Genomic DNA, 20,823 nt, shown 5'->3' with positions numbered 1-20,823 from the left:
GCCTGCCTCGTTTGAGATCGATCTCATCGAGGGCAGACAGTGAGGGCTACGAATGTCGTTTCGATGACAGGAAGATGAAGTTTCGATGCCGCGAACAAGAACGGTGTGCAGGGACCAGACGCCTTGTTTCGGTCAGGATCAAGCCACGACCAGAATAGTCAGTCAGATAGTCAGATTTAATCAGCGCATAAATAAAAATCGCGCTAAAGAAAGGAAATAGTCAGTCGATCTTAGGGCGTTAGAGGATCGCCTTTCGCTGATCTCAAGGAGCCCGTCTTGAACCTTCGCTCGCTACGCATTGCCCCCCGCGCCGCCCTCTGCTTTGGTGCGGTCACCCTGTTCGTGATGCTGCTCGGGGTGTTCGCCCTGTTCCAGCTCAATGCCTTGCGGGCGACCGAACAGGCGATGGAGGCCGAATGGCTCGCGAGCGTCCAGACCACCGACGACATCCAGATCGCGCTGCTGCATACCCGCCTGGAAAGCATCCGCCTGCTGGCCAGCGAAGACAGCGCGGCCATGGCCATCGCGACCCGGCAGATCCAGATGAATCGCGACGTGATGAACGCCCGCACGGCCTACTACCGGGAGCACCTGGTTTCGACCCCTGAAGAGCGGACCAACTTCGAGCAGGCAGCCCTGCAGATGAAGGCCTATCTGGAAGGGCTGGAACACGTCGTCGCCTTGGTCGGTACCGACCGCAACGAGGCGCTCAAGCTGGCCAACGGTGACCAGCGCCTGCGCGCGGAGGGCTATCAGGAACGACTGACCGCACTGCGCGAATTCAACAGCGAAGGCGCCCGCCAGGCCAGCCAGGCCGCGTTGGGCATCTATGAGCACAGTGTGCGCATCACCGTCGGCATCATGCTGCTGGCGGTCGTGGTGACCCTGCTGCTGGCCTGGCGCCTGACCCGCAGCCTGGCCCAACCCATCGGGGATTCCCTGGCCGTGGCCAACGCCATCGCCAAGGGCGAGCTCACCGGCAAGATCGATCCAAGCGGTGCGGACGAGGCTGCTGGCCTCATGCGCGCCCTGGCGCAGATGCAGGACAACCTCAAGGACACCCTGCACGGCATCTCCCGATCCTCCGGGCGCTTGAGCGAAACCGCCCGCACCATGAACGCGGTCACCGACCAGGCCAGCCGTGCGCTGTCCAGCCAGAACGCCGAGATCGACCAGGCCGCCACCGCGGTCACCGAGATGAGCGCTGCGGTCGAAGAGGTGGCGCGCAATGCCTCCTCCACCTCCCAGGCCGCGCGGGATTCCAGTGCGGCCGCGGAAAACGGCAATGCCAAGGTCGGCCAGGCGCTCGACGCCATGCAGCGCCTCACCCAGCAGGTGCAGTCGACGTCGGTGCAGGTCGAAGGCCTGGCCGGGCAAGCACAGGACATCAGCCAGGTGCTGAGCGTGATCGGCTCCATCGCCGAGCAGACCAACCTGCTGGCGCTCAACGCGGCCATCGAGGCGGCGCGGGCCGGCGAGCAGGGCCGTGGCTTCGCCGTCGTCGCCGATGAGGTCCGCGCTCTGGCGCACCGTACCCAGACGTCGACCCGCGAGATCGAGCAGATGATCCAGGCGATCCAGAAGGGCTCCGCGGAAGCCGTGGACTCCATGCAGCTCAGCACCAACCAGGCCCAGGCCACCTACGAGGTGGCCCAGGAAGCCGGCCGGGCGCTGAACGACATCCTCCAGGCCGTGCGCCTGATCGACGAGCGCAACCTGCAGATCGCCACCGCCTCCGAAGAGCAGGCCCACGTCTCCCGCGAGGTCGACCGCAACCTCATCAGCATCCGCGACCTGTCGGTGCAGACCAGCGACGGCAACCGCGAAACGGTGGGCGCCAGCGAGCAACTGTCCGAACTGGCCGGGGAGCTGCAGACCCTGGTGCGTCGTTTCAAGTTGGCATGAGTGCGGACGGGCGCGCAGCTGGGCTGCGCGCCTGACCGCGTGAGAGGGCATCCCTGGTCTGGCGCGAGTGGCCGTACTGCCTGAAGCGGGCTGCTGTTCCGCGAGGAGGTAGGCCATGAAGCGGCTGGCCCGGGCATCACGGTGGGTATCGGAGGTGAGAGATGCCGGCTCCACCCTGGGTAGCAGTGCGTCATCCTGGCCTGCGGCTATCCGATGATATGCCTCTGGCGACTCATTTCTGCCGGCTCATCGGCTCAAGCCGTCCGCTCACTTCCATAGATGATGGCTTTTTGGTATCAATGGTTATTGTAATACCTATTGATCCGCACCCGACGCTCTCGTAGAGAAACCATGGCGCTGCCCCAATACAGCATCAGAGTACCTGTCACCCAGCTGCAACTGGGCATGTACGTCTGCGAACTGGATCGCCCATGGGAAGGCACGCCCTTTCTGTTCCAGGGATTTCCCATCCAGAGCGTGCAGGACATCCGCACCCTGCAGGAAACCTGCGAGTTCGTCTGGGTGGACCGGCGTCAGAACAGGTCGCTGACCCCGCTCTCGACCGCCCAGGCGGCAGGTGCCCAGGCGAAGACCTATGCCATCGACTATCGGGAGGCGGTCAATGTCGCCGAGCCCATGTGGCGCGAAGCCCAGGCGGTGTCGAGGCGTATGCTGGATGCCGTCAGGTTCGGCAAGGAGCTCGATGTCGGCGAAGTGCGCCAGGCGATCGGCGAGTGCGTCGAGAGTGTCCTCAAGCACCCGGCAGCCAGCCTCTGGTTGGCGCGCATCAAGCACCGTGACGAATACACGGCGGAGCATTGCCTGCGCGTAGCCCTCTATGCCATCGCCCTGGGCAAGGAACTGGGCATGTTGCCGCTGGAGCTCGAAGAGCTCGGCATGTGCGGCATACTGCACGACGTTGGCAAGATCAAGGTTCCCGACGAGATCCTCAACAAGCCGGGTCGCTTGACCGATGAGGAATTCCTCATCATGCAAGCCCATACCACCTACGGCTGGCAGCTGCTGATGGCCAACCGCGAGGTGCCGCCCGCGGCCGTCGATGTCGCCTATACCCACCACGAGCGCATGGATGGCTTGGGCTATCCCCGAAAGCTGCCGGCGCAGCGCATCCCCTTCAAGGCCAAGATCATCGCCGTGGTGGATGCCTACGATGCCATCACCAGTGACAGGGCCTACAGCGAAGGGCGGTCGAGCCTGGAAGCCCTGCGTATTCTCTTCGAAGCCAAGGGCACGCAATTCGACGAAACGGTCGTCCTCGCCTTCATCCAGTTGATTGGCGTCTACCCACCCGGCGAAATCGTCGAACTGAGCACCGGGGAGGTCGGGATCATCATCGGCTTCGAAGCCGGCAGCAAACTCAAGCCGCGGGTCCTGCTCGTCCTTGACGCCGACAAGCAGCCACGGCCGGAACAGGTGCTCGATCTGGCGCGCAATCCGCTGGATGCCGCTGATCGTCTGATCATTGTCCGCTCGGTAAAGCCCTCGGGTGCCTACGGGATCGACATCGACAGCTACCGGGACAAGGGCCTGGTGGTGCCGGCCTGAGTGGGCAACGAGCGCGCAGGAGTCGCGCTCTTCGGGCTCTGGGCCGGGGCCAGGTTCAGCGCCATCCGGCTTTCCTCACGCGGCGGTGGGCGCAGGGGCGGAATCGATGGCCGTGCTTCTGATCCGGTCGCGACGCGCTACCAGACCCAGCACGCCGGTCAGCGCCGTGGCCAGGCACAGCATGCAGCCCATGCCCAGCAGGCCGGCGGTGAAGGAGCCGGTCGCATCCTTGAGCCAACCCACGGCGTAGGGACCGACCAGGCCACCCAGGCTGCCGGTGGCGTTGATGAAGGCGATGCCGCCCGCCGCGGCCTGTCTGCTGAGAAAGGTCGCTGGAATGCTGTAGAAGCAGGTGCGCACCGAGCACAGGCCGATCAGCGCGACGGTGAGTCCGATCAGGGCCGGTAGCAGTTCGTTGAACACCACCGAAAACAGAAAGCCCGCCGCGCCCGTGCCGCAGGTGAGGGCAAGGTGCAGGATGTAGCGCCGCTTGCCGGCCAGGATCCGCGCCCAGATCAGCATGGCACCGCTGGCGATGATGTAGGGCACCGCGGAGATCCAGCCGATCTGCAGGGTGGTGAGGTGATGGCTCTTGAGGATCTGCGGCAGCCAGACGCCGATGCCCAGGATGCCGATGATGTAGCTGAAGAGGATGGCCGCCAGCAGCCAGACGCGGCCGTCCTTGAGCGACTGCCGAAAGCTGTGGGTGCCCTTGCTGGCCTGTTCGGCGTCCAGCGCGCCTTGCAGGGCCTGGCGTTCTTCCGCACTGAGCCAGGCAGCCTGGGCGGGCTGATCGGCCAGCATCTTCAGGCAGAGCACGCCCAGGAAGCAGGCCGGCAGCCCTTGCAGCACCAGCAGCCATTGCCAGCCGGCGTAGCCCCAGAGGCCGTCCAGCTGGAGCATGGCGGCGGACAGGGGGCCGCCCAGCACCGAGGACAGCGGGATGGCGAAGAGAAACCAGGCCATCACCCGGGTGCGGTACTGCACCGGAAACCATAGCGACAGAAAGAAGATCACGCCGGGAAAGAAGCCTGCCTCGGCGATGCCGGCCAGGAGGCGAATCACCGCATAGCTCGTCGGACCCTGGGCAAGGGCCGTGGCCGCCGCGCACAGCCCCCAGGTGATCATGATCCGCGCCAACCAGCGCCGGGCGCCGAAGCGATAGAGCGCCAGGTTGCTGGGCACCTCGAACAGGCAATAGCCAAGGTAGAAGATCCCGGCGGCAAAGCCGAACTGGGCGGCGGTGAGCCCCAGATCGTCGTTCATGGTCAGGGAGGCGAAGCCGACATTGGTGCGGTCGAGGTAGTTGAAGAAGTAGGCGAGGGCCAGCAGCGGCACCAGGCGCAAGGCGGCCTTGCGGCAGGCTCGCTGCACGACCGGATCGAGGCCTGGCGCCTCGTGCACGGATGGAGTTGGCATAGGGCGGACCTTGTTCTTGTAGGGGTCGCGCCAGCTTAGGGCGGCCCTTCGTTTGCCCGCCAAAACCTTTTCGACATGGCTCCTCATAGCGTTTCGGCATGTGCCTGTCCATGCCGGAACACTATGGGAATCCATCCGGATAAAGCATTTGTTCCGCGTGAGGCTTTGCATCACGTTCGGGGATCACGCCTGCTGCGTGACATCCGAAAACAACAAGGAACAGATGCAATGATCAAACAGCGTTTCACCACCGGCTGCCTCACGCTCGGCGCCCTGACGCTCAGCCTGGCGGCCCTTGCGGCGGACCCCGTACGAAGCTTTCAGAGCGTGAAGGGCGATATCAGCATCCAGGTCCTCGATCAGGGTGAGGGCAAGGTCATCGTCATCCTGCCGTCCCTTGGCCGGGGTGCCCATGATTACGACGAGGTCGCCGCACAACTTGCCGCCGATGGCTATCGGGTCCTGCGCCCTGAGCCGCGGGGCGTCAATGGCAGCAAGGCGCCCATGGCCGAGCTGACGCTCCACGACTTCGCCGCCGACGTGGCCCAGGTGCTCGACGAGGTGAAAAGCGGCCCGGCGGTGGTGGTGGGTCACGCCTGGGGCAGCCAACCCGCGCGGGTACTGGCGGTGGATCGCCCGGATCTGGTCAAGGGCATCGTCCTGGCCGCCGCCTCGATTGGCAAGCTGCCGCCGGATTCCAAGGAAAAGCCCTATGGCCGGCTCAAAGAGGCGATCAATGGCTCCGGCAACTATGCACTTCCGGAGGCGCAGCGGCTGACCTATCTCAAGCAGGCGTTCTTCGCGCCAGGCAACGATCCGCGGCCCTGGCTGACCGGCTGGTATGGGCAGACCCATGACGCCGAGGGCTATGCCCGCGACCATACGCCGGTGGACAGCTACTGGTCCGCCGGAAGCCAGGTGCCCATCCTCGACTTGCAAGGTGAGCATGACGCCGTGGTCATCCCGAATATCCTCAAAGGCATGCTCGGGGCGCGGGTCGAACACCAGGTCATTGCCAATGCGGGCCATGCCATGGCGCCTGAGCAGCCCAAGGCGATGGCGTCCGCCATCGCCGGTTTTGCCAAGCGGGTGTATGGGCTTTAAGCCAAAGCTGAGCGACGTGGCAGGAAAGCCCCTGCCACGTCGGAAGAAAGGAAATTGGCGATAGTTGAGCGGGCGGATAAGGCTGCAGCCAGTGTCGGTTCCCGAAATTGTTGCGACATTCGGGAAATACCAAAACCGGAAATAGCAATGACAGCAATCGGCCAGAAGAGGACGTCGAAAAGCGACCGCTACCGACCCATAGCTGCCTTTGGCGTAGGGCAGCTAGCGGCCAAAAGCTACCTGTCACGAACTGCTCTGAATTATTACGCACTAGCAGACAGCCTCAACCTATGCCTGGCCGCCTTTCGCAGTGACCTGCATAGACTACTCTTAGGGCTTAAGAGCATCCACGAAACTAGGGGCGATTCAGGGTAACAGTCGATCTAGTTGGATAAACACGTCTCAGCGAAATCCCCAGGGGAGCAAACGCCATGGTTGGCATCAACACCTACACATCCCTGTCTAGCAGCAGTCATGCTAGCAGCACCAGTGCAGCTAAACAGGCCCAGAGCGTCCCTGCTAACGACAAGGCCGGTGCCCTCCCCATGAGCAGCGCCGGCGGCAATGCCAGCATTGTCTCGAACCTGGCCCGTCAACTGAGCGAAGCGGCTACGCGAGCTGGATCACGCGACTCGAACCTTGAACACAAGGCGTTGGGCCAGAAAGCAACCGCGCTGCTCGACAGGATCACCGGTGATAGTTATCACTTGAATGAGGCGAAACACGATGCCGAGGTTCCTGACACCGACGACCCAGAGCTACAGGCGCGAGCCAAGCAGGCCACCAGTTTCGTCAACGGTTCTGGAAGCAATCCTTTCAAGGGTATGTCTCGAGATCAGCTTGCTCTGATTACCTATGACGAGCGCGACACCTTCACTGTCAATGAGCGCCGTGCCGCCTACGTGGAAGCTTTTGATCAAGAATCGGCTTGGAGGCAAAAAGTAGTTGTCCAGGCTATGGATGAATACAACCGCTCCGGCAAGCTGACCAACTTTTTCAGCGCAGTGCTCGATCACTACGAGAGCCTGCCAGCCATCGAGAAGTCGCAATATCCCGAGGATTACGCTGCTGACCTACAGGAGAAAATCGACCTCGACTCTGACGACACGATGCACATAGCCGAGGGCAAGGGCAGTAGCGTCACTAGCCTGATTGAGAAAATGGTCTTTGCAGGCCCAGAGACTCGCAAGGAAGCGGATCGCGCAACGTCATCTGCCGCCCAGCAAGCGACATCCGCCGTGCAAGCCGCCAGTGCAACTACCCCGGCGTTATCAGTCACCAAAACTAATAGCAGCGCAGGTTACGACCTTATGGTCTCACGCTTATTTGGTGGAAAAGAACCAACAGTGGCCAACGGTGCCCAGGGCATGAGCACCAGTAACATTAGCCGCAGTGCCTATGAGTTCCTCACCCGTGAGGATCGTGCGCTCGCCGCAGATATGTATGCTTATGCCCAAGCACAAGGGGCCGATCTGAGGCATGTTGATCAACTTGCCGGAGAGCTCGGCGAATATCGCCAGCACGACAGCGGCCGACTGAGTTCGAATTTCAACAACGGCACCAACTACGACGTGCAGGGGCGCCAACTGGCAGTAAACTTCAATGAGCAGGACAGCGCGACTGCAGCTCGCATTCTGAACGGCTCAGCGATCAGCAGCACCCGCATCGACCAAGGTTTCCTGAGCCATATTCTTGATCCGGGTTACGGCGCTTTGACCAACACAAGCGACCTCGGTTTCCTCGAACAGATGGTGACGAAGTTTTCCAACGAAGGTAGCTCACAATCCTCGCTCGACAGCCGCTTTGCCAGCTACACGCCAGTTGCAAGCATCAAAGACAACATCGTGCTGACCGCCTCGGAAAGCGTGAAGCTTAAGCCATTCGAACCGGATATCACCAACGTTAACGGCGTCTGGACAGTAACGGATAAAGGCGCGGCTGCGGGTATCACGCTGGATCAGGTAACCGGTACGTCGCAGCGCTCCAATGCCTCCATCGCTGGCTTGGAACAGAACCGCTACATTCTGGATGCCTTCTTCGGCACTAAAGAACAGAATGCCTCCCGGCCAGCCTGGCTGAGCAGCCTACTAGAGCGGTTCTCAACTACCAGGTGAATCACCCACCTTTTGCAAATACTCGGTGACCGCTTTTGGCCGATAGCAGCCAGTGGCGACGGGTTGCAATCGGCCAACTGCGGACCGGCAGTTGCGGCGCTCCAGACTCCCGGCCGTGTTTGGCCAGCAGGCCCGATCCTTCATACTTGGCGTCTCGGATACCACTGTTACCTTCGTTGGCTGAGGTGGCGCCGGTTCGAGCGCCTGGCCGCGGGGTGCTTCGCTGAAGCGCACCACGTTAGCAGCGCCGCGCGGCGTCCAGTTCTGGTCCGTGAACACCGTTTGCTTGCTGGCGGGCGTTGCCGGCTGATGGATGTTCTGAGGTGAATTGGCCTCGATCGCCGGCAGTATTTCCGTCGCGGAAGGCACAGCGCGGCGTACCGTTCCGCGGGCGGTATCGACACGCTTCACGTCAGAGGGATGGGGAGCGTCGAGGCGACGAGCAGGGCCTTCGGCATTCAGGGAGGCCATGGGTCCGGGCATTGCCCGGCCGGCGAGTTCGATGACGGCGAGTGTCGCCAGGCTTCCGATCGCAAGGCATACGGCAAAGGCGATCAGCCGCGCCCTGCGTGACTTCTGCACGAGCCATTCCGGCGCGTCATCTGGCTCGGTACTGCTGGCCATGTTCAAAGTCCTTTTCTTCGTGTCAAGAGAGATCAGGCGATGGACGTGCCAGTGACTGACCTATAGGTACCAGGGTAAACGCAGCCAACGTTTCGCCACTGCCATTCCTCGACGCGCGGTCTCGAGGAAACGATAAGCCGCCCGGCGGTTGAAATTTCTGGTAGGCGCCACTTCTGGATACACGCCTTTCGGCATCGAGTAGTGCACAGGATAAACAGCCATCCCAAACTCCTAATGGGACCATAGGTCGGGAATCTCTCATCATTGCCTAACACGAACCATGTATGACAAAAGCTATAAAGCTACTACACTGGAGACTAAGCGACTTCAGAGTATCTGCCGGAGGACTTATGAGAGTAATGAGCAGTTTTTTGTGGCTATTTGGTGTATTACTTATCTCGATCTCGCTCAGCAGTAATGCAAGCATGCGGTGTTCGACAGGTTTAGTCTCTGTTGGAGATACGTTGTCAGAGGTAGTAGAAAAGTGCGGCTCGCCAGATTTTAAAAGAAAAGTTATGGTAGGAAATAACTCATCGAATAATCCAAGGTTTAGAAGCGCTGTAGTCGTACTATTCTATTATGGGCCTAGGAATGGAAGCGTATCTCAAATTAGATTTTCTGGCGATAATGTTGCTAATATCGTAACATATCGTCCAACGGGCTCAGGTGATAATGACGACGTTTACCCGCAAAATCCTTAGTGTTGAAAAATGGAAGAATAAAGCGCCTCTGAAAATTTTCAACGATCTTCAGAGGCGCACAATCTACTATCCCGCGGCTCGAACTATTTCCAGTGTATGCTGCAAGCTGAAATTCGTCACACCGATAGAGTTTACGGTAATTGAGGTTGTTGGTTTTGCAACTTGTAGAGCTCGGACCACGTAATTTCCATCCGTAGGCGTGACTACCAATTGTGATCCGTTGTAGGTAAGTGCAAGCTCCTTGTTATTTGATGTGGAAATTAAATCAAGCATTACATTTAACATAACTGCGTGCGCAGTATCTATTGAGGTCGAGGTGCTTCCGTTAGCATTGGTGACCGCAGCCCTGAGTTGATCTTGAGTAGATGTTTGGCCGCTCATGCTAAAAGAAAGCTTCTTGCCTGCAGATAAATTTATAAGATTAGAAATGTTTCCGACAGCAATCGCATGGGCCATGCTAAGGCTTAGAGATGTATTGGGGTTAGTTATTTGTATTAAGTTATTCAGATCGTTTATCGTCATGCTTTCAGCATTTATGCTGATAATAAATTCTCTAGCCCCTACCGCTTGGACGATTTGCGCAATCCCAGCGTAGCCCCAAGCTTCGGCATTTACTAAGGAAAGTTTTGTGGCAGGGGTTGCATTATTAATTACATTCTTTGCCTGATCGATAGTGCTGGTAAGTGCATTGAGTTCTGCGGATATCTCCTTGGATCCTACCGCATCAAAAACGGCGGGGATACTTTGGCTTGGAAGAGCGTTTAAAGCGAGAAAGCCTAGTCCAATAGGTGTGTCCTTTATAGCGTTTGCGATAAATACAGCCTGGGCTTCAGATGCAGTAGCACAATTGGCCTTTACTGAAACTTTCTTACCTGCAGCCGCACTGACCACATTTAATATGCTCTGCTGAGTAAAGCTGTTGATGGAAGAGATGTCGACTGAGGTGTTAGGGCCGACGGAGGAATTGATTATTTGTACGGCTTGACTTTCCGAGGCTCTCAATCCGTCTATTTGAAGACTAAGGTTTCTGCTGCCAGCGGACTGAATGACTGGCGCTAATTCTGCAATAGGCCGCCTTGAGCGTTTGAAAGAGTGATTTGGGTGTTAGGGCCAGCTGCATTCAATATTTGACTAAAGTTTGCTACATCTATAGCTGTTACACGTGGTGGATTTGCCGCCAAGCCTTCGCATATCATGGTTAGTTTCATGTTTACACCTCGCGTTTATCCATTAATTCGCGGGCTTCACTCTGAAAGGTCCGCGTAGCAACCATAGCTTAGCGCTCCTGAAAGTCAATAGCCTTATAAGATGGCAATGTGAGATTGCTAGTATTGCGATAAGCAACGGAGGTGCTGAGATCGCTAACCGATTTTGCGAAGTTAACGAACGTTGACAATCACAGTCAGTCTATTTGGATATCGTTAGGCAATACGTTTTTCGCAATCTCGAACACTATCGAATTTGAAAATTATTAAATTTCTAACGCTGGTTGCGCGATCTCAGCTACCGTTCGCTGAGATCGCGCAACGCTTCGCTATAGCTTTGTGCCGCGTTCTGTCAGGATTTAGAAGGCAATAAAACTGCTGTTGCTAATTTATGCCATTTGGGCCTGAGCTTGTGCTTTCTACTCGGGTAGGATGTCGTTGCCTAGGCGATTTCCGGCATATACAGTAGAGGGGAAATATCAATAACTATTGAGCTGCGTAGCTATAGTTGGCTCATAGTAAAGCCGATCTGGATCTACTCGGAGCGTCCAAAAAAACGATGCCTGTCTGATCAATCGGTTCATCAGTGAAGGCTATCGCGCAGTCCCTCAGCCGGCGGCTCGTCGCTGCCTAATCACGTGCACGCGTACGATCTCCTATATTGGATACCCTTGAGCTCTACGAATCAGCGAAGGTTCACACGAACCGGTTAACGCTGCATCGGAGCTTGTCGCCGCGCCGCTGACCGATGGTAGGCAACTTAATATTTGGGGCATGGTTCTACCAGTACGATAGATGCAGGGCGTCCAGGTGATTGTAGGAATTTGGAATCCCTACCTTGTCGCCGATTATTCAAGTCGGTGGGGGCATTGGGTACAGGCCTCATCAGCCGTCCGGACGTGGACGCTAGCTGCCCTACGCCAACGGCAGCTTTGGGTCGAGAGCAGACCTTAAGCCTTTCCTACTGCATAAAAGGCCATCGGTGGATTCTTCAAGCAAGAATCCACCGACAGCCGTAGCTATTACAAGCAAGTCCTTGGGCCGTCGCATTGATTGCTACCAGCAGTCGCAGCTATTTTGAAGATCTGGAGCTCCCTATTGCAGACTCGTTGGCCAGGGGTCGCATCTATTTCGCAAACCGACAGCCAGCCCTATGCGCCACTGCACGTCAACTGTGTGGAGGCTGCTCGTAGCAGGTGCGGGCAAAGGCACCGATGGCGTCAGCCATGGCCTTAGGCTGTTCCGGGGCCATGGCGTGGCCGGCGTTCTTCAGCACTTCCACCTGTACTCGATCACCCAGCATGCTCTTGAGCACACCCGAGAAGCGACGGGGCGCCACCGCATCGGCCTCACCCTGGAGGTCGAGGATGGGCGCCTTGCCAGCGGCGAAATAGTCGTCCACGGGAGTGGTGTTGCGCGCATGGGATTCGGCTTCGTGGGTGGCTTCATGCCAGCCATTCAGCCAGAGGCGCGGATCGTTGCCCGGGGCGAAGAAGGCCTTGCGCAGATAGACCAGGCGCTGTGCTTCGGACAGCGACGGGTCCCCGGCGCCGTCGATGGCCTGGCGCATCTCGGCGTTGATCGGCTTTTCGGTCGAACCGGGTGGCACCTTGCCGGCCGAGGCGGCGGCCAGGACCACGCCGCGAACCAGGTCCGGACGATCCACCGCGAGCTGCCGCGCCGGGAAGTTGCCCCAGGCATGGCCGACCACCACCACTGGACCTTGGTGTTCGTGCTCAACCACGGCGGCGACATCGTGGGCGAAGTCGTGAACCGAAAGACTGTCCATGGGGCCCCGGCTACGGCCTATGCCCCGGGGCTCGGGCCGTACGATGCGGAAACCCTGCTCGACCAGGTAGGCGGCCACCTGATCGTAGTCGCGCCCCGAGCGGCCGAGAGAGGGCAGCATCACGATCACGGGACCTTTACCTTGGGCATTGACCTCGATCTGAACGTTATCGTGCTTTACCAGCGTCTGGGTCAGAGGTGGCGATACCGGTACCGCGTAGGCCAGGGCACTGGCCAATGTCAGGGAGCCGGCCAACAGCAGGGAAGCAGGGATATTCATGGGTGAGCTCCAGCGATGGGTTCGAGGCCGCTTTCGACCAGCAGATGACGGGCAGCGGGACTGCCCAGGAAGGCCACGAATTCGCTGGCGACCTGAGTGTGAGGAGTGTTACTCGCTATCGCAGCGCAGAAGCGGCTGACCTTTTGCACCTCTTCCGGCAGCGGGCCGAGATAGTCGACGCCAGGAGTCACCTTGAGCTCGCTGACCTGCTGCATGCCGATGTCGGCATCGCCCCGGGCGAGGGCGGTACCCACCAGCTCCTTGCCCTGAATCTCGAGCGTCTTGCCCTTGACCTGCTCGCTGATGCCCAGGCGCTGGAACAGCTCGTTTCGCACGAAGACGCCGCTGGCCCCCTGGGAGTAGGCGATCCGGGGCGCCTGCAAGAGCGCCGTACGCAAGGCCGCCACCGTGCTCACATCAGGGTGAGCGCGGCCCTTGGGCACCCCTACGCCAATACGGGATTCGGCGATTTCGCGGCGACTCGCCATGTCGAAGACGCCCGTGGGGCCGAGCAGGGCAAGGGTCTCGTCGGCCATGATGGCCAGGTCCATGGGTTCCCTGTGCTTGATGCGTTCAGGAATGGATTCCGGTGAAGTGCCCATCGAGGGGCCCCAGGCGATGGTCAGGGTGTTGCCAGTGGCCTTCTCATAAGCTGGCTGCAACTGCGCCATGGCGCCCTTGAGCGCGCCGCTGGCGATGATCTTCAGTTCAGCGGCGTCGACGGTCGGGGCGAGGCTCACCAGACCGGCCAGGCCGGTGGTCACGAGGAGCGAAGCGGATCTTGTTTTTTTCATGGTGGCTTCCAGGCAGGTGCGGCCGCTACAGGCCGCGGGTATTGACGAACAGCGCGTAGAGCGAGGTGGTGGAGGCCATCAGCAGGCGATTGCGCCGTGGGCCGCCAAAGCAGAGGTTGGCGCAGCGTTCAGGCAGGTCGATGTGGCCGATGGCGGTGCCGTCCGGAGCGAAGACACGGACACCATCCAGTCCTGGCTCGGCAGCGCCCCAGCCACACCAGAGATTGCCGTCCACGTCCACACGTAGGCCGTCGGGTAGCCCACTGCCGGCATCGATGAGTTCGCGTCGACCGGTCAGATGGTTCTGGTCATCGACGTCATAGGCCACGATCCGGCGCGGGCGTGCGCGAGATTCGACCAGATAGAGGGTGCGTTCATCCGGCGAGAAGGCCAGGCCATTGGGGCCTTCGAGGTCTTCGGCGACACAGTGCAGCTGGCCGTCCGGATCCAGGCGATACAAATTGCCGGGTAACTCCGCCGTGCCCTGGCGCCCCATGTAGTCGCTGACCAGGCCGAAGGGCGGATCGGTGAACCAGATGCTGTCGTCGCCCTTCACCACGATGTCGTTGGGCGAGTTCAGGGGCTTACCGGCAAATTGGTCGGCCAGCACCGTCAGGCTGCCGTCGTACTCGGTGCGGGTGATGCGGCGCCCGCCGTGCTCGCAGGCCAGCAGTCGGCCCTGGCGATCACGGGTCAGGCCGTTGGCCTGGTGAGCGGGCTGGCGGAAGACGCCGAGGGTTTCGGTGGCTTCGTCCCACCTAAGGATGCGGTCGTTGGGCAGGTCGGTGAACAGCAGGTAACGGCCATCGCCGAACCAGACCGGACCTTCGGCCCAGCGCATGCCCGTTGCCAGGCGCTCTACCTTGGCATGGGCCAGACGGTACTGGGCGAAGCGCGAATCCAGTTCGCGTACTGCCGGGTCGGGTACCCGGCGACTCGGTTGCCATTCGATGGCGTCCATGGGCTCTCCTCGGGGAAGCAGGTGGGCTAGGCGTATAGCCGACGCGGGTTGTCGATCAGCACGGCCTGTTGCAGCGCCCGGCTGTCGCAGACCTGCAGCACGAAGTCCAGCAGCTGGCCATCGTCGGGAACCGGACCCTTGATGTTCGGGTGCGGCCAGTCGCTGCCCCAGAGGGCACGCTCCGGCGCGCATTCGAGGAGTTGCCGCACGCGATCCAGGGCCTGGGGCCAGGGGCCGGGCTGACCCTGCATGGCCCGGTCGATACCGGACAGCTTGATCCAGCGATCCGGACGCCGCAGTTCCTTGCGCAGCGCGGCAAAGCCTGCCTCGTCCAGCGGCTGGGTGAGGTCGGGGCGGGCCATGTGGTCGATCACCAGCGGCACCTGCAGGGTGCGCCACTGTTCCAGGAACGGCAGCAGGGTGGGCAGTTCGCCATGGATGAGCACGTGCCAGCCCAGTGGGGCAACGCGCTCGGCGAGCCGGCGTAGCTGCTGGGGGTCGCGGGCGCCCGGCAGGTGCCCCATCAGATTGAAGCGGATACCGCGTAGACCGCCGTCGTGCAGTGCCTGCAGCTGGGCGTCGCTGGTGTCCTGGTCGATCAGGCCGACGCCGCGGTAGTGGCCGTCGCTTTCCGCGATGGCGGCCAGGATGGCGCTGTGATCGGTGCCATAGGGTGCGGCCTGGACCAGTACGCCGTGGCTGATGCCCAGGCGGCGATGCAGGGCCAGCAGTTCGCTGAAGGGCGCCGGCGCCGGGGTGTAGGCGGCGTTGGCCGGCAAGGGAAAGCGTGCCCAGGGGCCATAGATATGGGTGTGACAATCCCAGAGGCCGGTCAGGGCAGGGGAAGCGTTCATGGTGGCTCCATGGGTCTGGACGAGGGGGGCGGCGCCCAGCCCCAGGGCGGCAGCGGCAAGGGTTGCCTGCTTCAGAAAGCGGCGGCGCGTAGGGGGAACGTGGGCATCGGCCATCGGGCGCTCCAGGGTTGGAAAAGAAAGAACCGGGCGGCCGGCGCCGCCCTGGGCGAACTAGTCGCAGCGCGCGGTCATGCCGCCGTCGACCACGATCTCGGTCCCGGTGACGAAGCGCGCCTCGTCGCTGGCCAGGTACAGCGCGGCGAAAGCGGTATCGCGGCCATCACCCATGAAGCCCAGGGGGATGCGCGCCAGGCGCGTATCGAGCAGCTTGCTGACGTCGCCGCCGGTACGCTGGCCGGCCAGGCGCGCTTCGACCATAGGCGTGTGCAACTGGCCGGGCACCACGGTGTTCACCCGGATGCCCTTGGGCGCGTATTCCACCGCCGTCACCCGTGAAAGCTGAATCACGCCGGCCTTGCTGGCGGCATAGGCCACCTGGGCCGAGCCGGTCCAGCGAATGCCCGAGGTGGAAGCGGTGTTGACGATGGCGCCGCTGCCCTGGGCTTCCATCAGTGGCAGGACGTGCTTGCAGGTCAGGTAGACGCTCTTGAGATTAAGGGCGATCTGGGCATCGAAGCGCTCCTCGGCCAGGGCGACGGCACCGCCGGCGGCCGAACCGCCGACGTTGTTGACCAGGATGTCGACCTGGCCATAGGTGGCCTGACAGGCCTCTACCATGGCCGCCACCGCGTCGCTGTCGGTGACGTCGCAGGCATGAGGGGTCACCTCGCCACCGGCTTCGCGAATGCGCGCCAGGGTTTCTTCGAGCGCGCCGAGGTCGCGGTCCACGGCAAACACCTTGGCGCCGGCCAGGGCGAAGAGGGTGGCCACCGCTCGGCCGTTGCCCCAGCCGGCGGCGACGCAACCGGCACCGGTGACGATGGCGACCTTGCCCTGGAGGCGGTCACTGCGGGGAAGTTGGTCGGTCATAAAAGGTTCCTCAGGCAAGGGTGGCGGGCAATTCGGGGGCGACGCCGACGGGTGGCGGAACCTCGAACACCTTGATGGTCATGGAAATCAGCGTGTAGTAGCCGGCGATGCCGACCAAGTCGACCGCCGCGTCGTTGCCCAGCTCGGCGACGAAGGCCTGGTAGAGGTCATCGCCCACCTGGCGCTGCTCGTGCAGCTCGCGAACGAAGCGGTAAACGAGATGCTCATCGCGACGCTGGAATGCGGGCTCCTCGCCAAGGCGGATTGCCTCGATGACGTCTGGATCCAGCCCGGCCTCCAGGGCGAAGGGTTTGTGCGCGGCCCATTCGTATTCGGCGAGCCAGTGGCGGCCGAGCAGCAGGATGGCCAGCTCGGACAGACGCGGTTCCAGGCAGCTGTCGTAGCGGCAGTAGCGGCCCAGGGCCTGGGCGCAGGCCGCCAGTTCCGGGCGGTGCAGCCAGATGGCCAGGGGGCCGCGGACGCCTTTACGGGGACCGCTGGCGATGCGGTCGTAGATCTCCTGTTGCGCGGCGTTGAGGTGCTGCGGGTCGACGGGGGCGAGACGATGCATGGTGGTGTCCTGTCAGGAGCGCAGGGTGGAAGAGGAGGAGGTAGCGACGGCTTCGGCCTGAGCTTCTGCCTGGGCTTCTCGGATAGCCGCGGCGGAGGGGCGCAGCAGGCTGCGGCCGGGCGTTTTGCCCGTGGCGCGGGTGAAGGCGTCACGGTCGAAGCTGCCCTCCCAGCGGGCGATGGCGAACACCGCGACGGTGTTGCCGACGATGTTGGTCAAGGCCGTGGCGGTGGCCATGATGCGATCGATGCCGAACAGCAGGCCCAGACCGCTCAGTGGCAGGACGTGCACCGACTGCAGGGTGGCCGCCAGCTTGATGAAGGCGCCGCCAGCCACCGTGGTGCCGCCCTTGGAGGTGATGCTCAGGACCGCGAGCAAACCCAGTTGCTGCCAGAGCGAGAAGGGGGTGTCGGTGGCCTGGGCGATGAAGCCAACGGCGATGGCCATGTAGATGGCGGTGCCATCCAGGTTGAAGCTGTAACCGGCCGGCAGCACGAAGCCCACCACCACCTCGTCACAGCCGCTGCGCTTGAGTTTCTCGATCAGGCGCGGGAAGGCCACCTCGCCGGAGGCGGTGCCGAACACCAGCAGGATCTCGTCGCGGATCAGGCGCAACACCGCCATGAACGGCAGGCCGATCGACCAGCTGATGCTGCCCAGCACGCCGAAGACGAAGAACAGCGAGGCGGCGTAGTAGACCGCGATCAGCTTGAGCAGATAGAGCAGGGTGGCGCCGCCGTAACTGCCGATGGCGGCGGCCATGGCTCCGAAGGCGCCCAGCGGCGCGAGCTTCATGATGAAGCCGAGCATCTTGAACAGGATGGTCTGGGCTTCGTCGAGGGCGCGTACCGCGATGGATTCGGGGCCACAGGTGCGGTTGATGGCGATGCCCGCCAGCAGCGAGATGAGCAGCACCTGGATGATGTCGCCCTTGGCGAAGGCATCGACCAGGGTGTGCGGGATGAGGCTGAGCAGATAGCCGGTTACCGAGATCTCGCCCGCGCTCGACGTCGCCTTGATGGCAGCGGTGGATTCGGCGAGGTTGGTGGCGTGCAGGCCGTTGCCGGGCTGCACGAGATTGACCAGGACGAAGCCGACCAGCATGGCGACGGTGCTGACCACCTCGAAGTACGCCAGGGACTTCATCCCCAGGCGACCCAGCTTGCGCATGTCCTGGACATGGGTGAGGCCGTGGACCAGGGTCACGAAGACGATGGGGGCGAGCATCATCTTCAGGAGGGCAATGAATGCCTGGCCCAGCGGCTTCATCGCGACCGCCCAACCCGGGGCGGCGAAGCCGACGATGATGGCGGCGACCAGAGCGATCAGCACCTGCACGTGCAGTTTCTTCAACAGAGTCATGGCGTGTCCTCGCCCTGCGGGCGTCGTTGTTCTTGTGATTGGCCTGTAGGGATAGCCAATTCCCCCTACGAGCTATTTGATGCGAGCATAGATAAGTCGCTTTAGGTGGACAAAAACCTTATTTTCATCAAAAGCTATGCTTTGAAAGCATGGGGTTGCCATGGATATTCGCGAGCTTCGCTCCTTCGTCAAAGTCGCTCAGTGCGGCGGCTTCAGCCGCGCTGCGCGAGAACTCTATGTCGCTCAACCCGCGCTCAGCCGGCAGATCGCCAAGCTCGAAGAGCAACTGGGGGTCGAGCTTTTCACCCGCCACGGCAAGGGGGTGGAACTGACCGCCGCGGGAGCACGGCTGGTAGAGCGTGCCGAGGTGATGCTGCGGTATCTGGAGGAAACCGCCGACCATGTGCGCAGCAGTGCCGAGGAGGAGCGGGGCCACCTGGCGGTAGGCCTGCCACCGGCGATCGGTTCGCTGGTCGGTCCCCAGTTGATCCAGAAGTTTCGTCAGCGTTGGCCCAAGGCCTCACTGCATGCCCTGGAGGGCTTGAGCACCTCGCTGCAGGAGTGGCTGCTGCAGGGGCGCATCGAGGTGGCCGTGGTCTACAACCAGCCGTTGCTGGAAGCCTTCGAGGTGCGGCCGCTGTTCAGCGAGCGGATGGTGCTGGTAGGGCCGCCGGGCGAAGCCAGTCGCTCGCAGCGGCTGTCGGCGCTGGGCGAGGTGCCGCTGATCCTGCCCGGGCTGCCGCACAGCAACAGACGCCTGGTGGAGCAGGTGGCAGCGCAGAACACGGTGCGCCTGAACGTGATCCTGGAGGTGGACAGTGTCGGCCTGACCAAGAAGCTGGTCGCCGCAGGGCAGGGCTATTCGATCCTCGCCCACGCCGCCGTGCAGCAGGACATCGACCGCGGCGAACTGGTCGGCCACGAGATCGAGCGACCAGGCATCCGCTCGACGGTGGCCCTGGCGCGGCTCAAGGAACGCCGCAGCAGCCGCCTGGCCCTGAGCTGGGAAAAGATCGTGCTGGAAACCCTGGAGGAGCTGGTCACCGTGGGGCCCTGGAAAGAAGCGGCCCACTGGCTTGGCCATTGAGCAGGCTGGGTGGCCAAGGTGCCTTGCTCGCCATGACTAAAGGCTGGCCGCACATCAAAGGGTCTTGAGTCCGTTGGGCGTCTCGATACAAGCCAGCAAGCCAGGGTGCGCAGCGGCCATACACGCTATCGGACCGGAGAATCCGATGGCGTCCAGCTGCTGCCTTATCGAAGCGGGATCGGGATGGGCGATCTCCAGCCGCTGTAACCGACAGCCCCTGTCGATCAGGTGCAGGGCGGGAGGCTGGGCGTCGCCCCAGTCGATCAGGCTGGGTAGCATCCCTCCCAGCGGCAAGTGCCCATCGGCGTGGATCGATATCTGCCAGGATAGCGTGCCTCTGCTCATCGATTCGATGGTGCCGAAGGTCTGCGTGAGGCTAGCGTCCGTGCGATCCAGCCGCTGGGTCCGCGCGACCCAGTGCGCCAGGCAGGGGGCAGTCCGAGGCTCCAGATCATCCAGGCCAAACCATCGGGGTCTGGTCGGCGCCGGAGCGTCGGGGTCCGGGGCGATGACCTCCAGATAGCAGTCGCCCAGGCGCAGCAAGAGGTTATGGGTACCCATGCGCGGATGCTTGCCGCCTGGCTGCATCGCTACCCCGAGTCGTTCTTCGACGTACAGCGCGCCTGCGGCAAGCGTCGGGGCCACGACGACCAGATGATCCAGGCTGGAAGCTCTCATAAGCGCGACTCCTCATATGGAAAGATTCGATGTCGGGTATTAAGTGTAGCGCTCGTAGTCTGCTAAGAACTTCAACGCACAAAGGTTGGGATGGCTTAACCTGCCACTTCATACGCCCTCGGGATCGCCCATGGCTATCGCAACATCACCTTCCTTTAACTCGCCTTTTAATAGATGTAGCGGTGAGCCTTCTGTTGAAGGCGTAGAGGACCATTTTGCACTGCTGCCTGAGTTGGTAGAGAGGTCGTGGCATTGCAAGATCAGTGGTTTGAAACAGCAGTGCAATAATTTTTTAGTTTTGCATAACGCAAATGGGTGTTCGTCAGTAAGACATGACTGGTGTAGCGGAGCCAATCATGTTGCTGAATCAGGGGGTAGATATTATCTTATCGAGGAACGCCTTTGTGTTATCGCTTTTGAGATCACTTACGTACCAGTTGCCAGTGGCTCTTCTGAAGCCAACAATTAGGCCGGCTACTTCTCCATCATCCCTTTCTACAATATAGGATCTCGAGTCAAATATTTGTGCTTTTTCTACGGCTTCGACTTTATACACACCAAAGACTTTCCTTCCGTCAAGCCAGTTTTGCCAATGTTTCTCTCCTTCGATCAATACTGGCTTTTCTTTTTCTTTTAACCATGGAACTATCTTTCCCTGGAAGGTTTGCAGCCAGCAGCTTTTGGAAAAATTTGATTTGATACAGTCGAGGAGCCGAGCCTCGACGCTGTCTCTTATGTCAGGTGACTGTTCAGTAGCATGGATTAAGAAGGGTGTAGAACAAAGCAGAGCTAAAATTGTAGTTTTCAAATGGCCCAAGTT

Annotated in this window: 18 protein-coding genes and 1 pseudogene; 6 read left to right on the top strand and 13 right to left on the bottom strand. The window is 61.1% G+C overall.

Translation table 11 applies throughout. From position 1 onward, the window contains the following. Positions 1-276 precede the first annotated feature (276 nt). Together APT59_RS12395 and APT59_RS12390 are read left to right on the top strand one after the other, a co-directional pair. A complete protein-coding gene (locus tag APT59_RS12395) occupies positions 277-1,905 on the top strand; it encodes a methyl-accepting chemotaxis protein (RefSeq protein WP_059315121.1) in 1,629 nt (542 codons plus the stop codon). Positions 1,906-2,256: 351 nt separating this feature from the next. After that, a complete protein-coding gene (locus tag APT59_RS12390) occupies positions 2,257-3,471 on the top strand; it encodes an HD-GYP domain-containing protein (RefSeq protein WP_059315120.1) in 1,215 nt (404 codons plus the stop codon). 75 nt (positions 3,472-3,546) lie between these two features. On the opposite strand, the gene APT59_RS12385 is transcribed toward APT59_RS12390, so the two are convergent. Beyond that, the gene (locus APT59_RS12385; protein ID WP_059315119.1) at positions 3,547-4,890 is read right to left on the bottom strand and encodes an MFS transporter; all 1,344 of its coding nucleotides are present in this window, start codon (positions 4,888-4,890) and stop codon (positions 3,547-3,549) included. A 228-nt stretch (positions 4,891-5,118) separates the two neighbouring features. Between APT59_RS12385 and APT59_RS12380 the strand changes: the two genes are divergently transcribed. Both APT59_RS12380 and APT59_RS22735 read left to right on the top strand, forming a co-directional pair. Further along, positions 5,119-5,994 carry an alpha/beta fold hydrolase gene (locus tag APT59_RS12380; RefSeq protein ID WP_059315118.1) on the top strand — a complete coding sequence of 292 codons (876 nt, stop codon included), beginning with the start codon at positions 5,119-5,121 and terminating at the stop codon, positions 5,992-5,994. 431 nt (positions 5,995-6,425) lie between these two features. Further along, positions 6,426-8,108 (top strand): hypothetical protein, encoded by a 1,683-nt coding sequence (locus tag APT59_RS22735; protein ID WP_237140514.1) that lies wholly within the window; start codon positions 6,426-6,428, stop codon positions 8,106-8,108. Here the strand turns inward: APT59_RS22735 and APT59_RS22455 are convergent. Further along, positions 8,094-8,732, bottom strand: coding sequence for a hypothetical protein (locus APT59_RS22455; RefSeq protein WP_156428956.1), 639 nt, complete (start codon positions 8,730-8,732; stop codon positions 8,094-8,096). The two genes, APT59_RS22735 and APT59_RS22455, sit on opposite strands and share 15 nt — an antisense overlap. Positions 8,733-9,016: 284 nt before the next feature. Between APT59_RS22455 and APT59_RS22975 the strand changes: the two genes are divergently transcribed. Continuing rightward, positions 9,017-9,433, top strand: coding sequence for a DUF2845 domain-containing protein (locus APT59_RS22975; protein ID WP_082696346.1), 417 nt, complete (start codon positions 9,017-9,019; stop codon positions 9,431-9,433). Between the two features lie 66 nt (positions 9,434-9,499). On the opposite strand, the gene APT59_RS22450 is transcribed toward APT59_RS22975, so the two are convergent. From APT59_RS22450 to APT59_RS12340, 9 genes and pseudogenes are all read right to left on the bottom strand, one after another. Then, on the bottom strand, positions 9,500-10,324 hold the full coding sequence (locus tag APT59_RS22450; RefSeq protein ID WP_167348564.1) for a hypothetical protein: 825 nt from the start codon (positions 10,322-10,324) through the stop codon (positions 9,500-9,502). Between the two features lie 1,482 nt (positions 10,325-11,806). Next, positions 11,807-12,706 (bottom strand): alpha/beta fold hydrolase, encoded by a 900-nt coding sequence (locus tag APT59_RS12370; RefSeq protein ID WP_059315117.1) that lies wholly within the window; start codon positions 12,704-12,706, stop codon positions 11,807-11,809. Next, positions 12,703-13,500 carry a substrate-binding domain-containing protein gene (locus APT59_RS12365; RefSeq protein WP_059315116.1) on the bottom strand — a complete coding sequence of 266 codons (798 nt, stop codon included), beginning with the start codon at positions 13,498-13,500 and terminating at the stop codon, positions 12,703-12,705. The genes APT59_RS12370 and APT59_RS12365 overlap by 4 nt, the downstream gene beginning before the upstream one ends. 25 nt (positions 13,501-13,525) lie before the next feature. Continuing rightward, on the bottom strand, positions 13,526-14,461 hold the full coding sequence (locus APT59_RS12360) for an SMP-30/gluconolactonase/LRE family protein (protein ID WP_059315115.1): 936 nt from the start codon (positions 14,459-14,461) through the stop codon (positions 13,526-13,528). A 26-nt stretch (positions 14,462-14,487) separates the two neighbouring features. Further along, positions 14,488-15,315: an amidohydrolase family protein gene (locus tag APT59_RS12355; RefSeq protein ID WP_059316894.1), complete on the bottom strand. Its 828-nt coding sequence runs from the start codon at positions 15,313-15,315 to the stop codon at positions 14,488-14,490. 24 nt (positions 15,316-15,339) lie between these two features. Continuing rightward, positions 15,340-15,429 (bottom strand): annotated as a pseudogene (locus tag APT59_RS22970) (twin-arginine translocation signal domain-containing protein); the annotation flags it as partial. A gap of 57 nt (positions 15,430-15,486) precedes the next feature. Further along, entirely contained in the window at positions 15,487-16,305 is an 819-nt protein-coding gene (locus APT59_RS12350) for an SDR family NAD(P)-dependent oxidoreductase (RefSeq protein WP_059315114.1), read from the bottom strand. A gap of 10 nt (positions 16,306-16,315) precedes the next feature. Beyond that, positions 16,316-16,876, bottom strand: a complete 561-nt coding sequence (locus tag APT59_RS12345) for a carboxymuconolactone decarboxylase family protein (protein WP_059315113.1) — start codon at positions 16,874-16,876, stop codon at positions 16,316-16,318. Between the two features lie 12 nt (positions 16,877-16,888). Beyond that, entirely contained in the window at positions 16,889-18,238 is a 1,350-nt protein-coding gene (locus APT59_RS12340; RefSeq protein WP_059315112.1) for a cation:dicarboxylate symporter family transporter, read from the bottom strand. Between the two features lie 160 nt (positions 18,239-18,398). On the opposite strand from APT59_RS12340, the gene APT59_RS12335 reads away from it, so the two are divergent. Beyond that, on the top strand, positions 18,399-19,325 hold the full coding sequence (locus APT59_RS12335) for a LysR family transcriptional regulator (RefSeq protein ID WP_059315111.1): 927 nt from the start codon (positions 18,399-18,401) through the stop codon (positions 19,323-19,325). Between the two features lie 54 nt (positions 19,326-19,379). Here the strand turns inward: APT59_RS12335 and APT59_RS12330 are convergent, their stop codons facing one another. Together APT59_RS12330 and APT59_RS22445 are read right to left on the bottom strand one after the other, a co-directional pair. Further along, the gene (locus tag APT59_RS12330) at positions 19,380-20,003 is read right to left on the bottom strand and encodes a VOC family protein (RefSeq protein ID WP_059315110.1); all 624 of its coding nucleotides are present in this window, start codon (positions 20,001-20,003) and stop codon (positions 19,380-19,382) included. 367 nt (positions 20,004-20,370) lie between these two features. Further along, positions 20,371-20,811 (bottom strand): hypothetical protein, encoded by a 441-nt coding sequence (locus APT59_RS22445; RefSeq protein WP_156428954.1) that lies wholly within the window; start codon positions 20,809-20,811, stop codon positions 20,371-20,373. Positions 20,812-20,823 lie beyond the last annotated feature (12 nt).

This window comes from Pseudomonas oryzihabitans (assembly GCF_001518815.1).
Classification (GTDB): domain Bacteria; phylum Pseudomonadota; class Gammaproteobacteria; order Pseudomonadales; family Pseudomonadaceae; genus Chryseomonas; species Chryseomonas oryzihabitans_E.
This window is presented reverse-complemented; position numbering and strand designations above follow the sequence as displayed.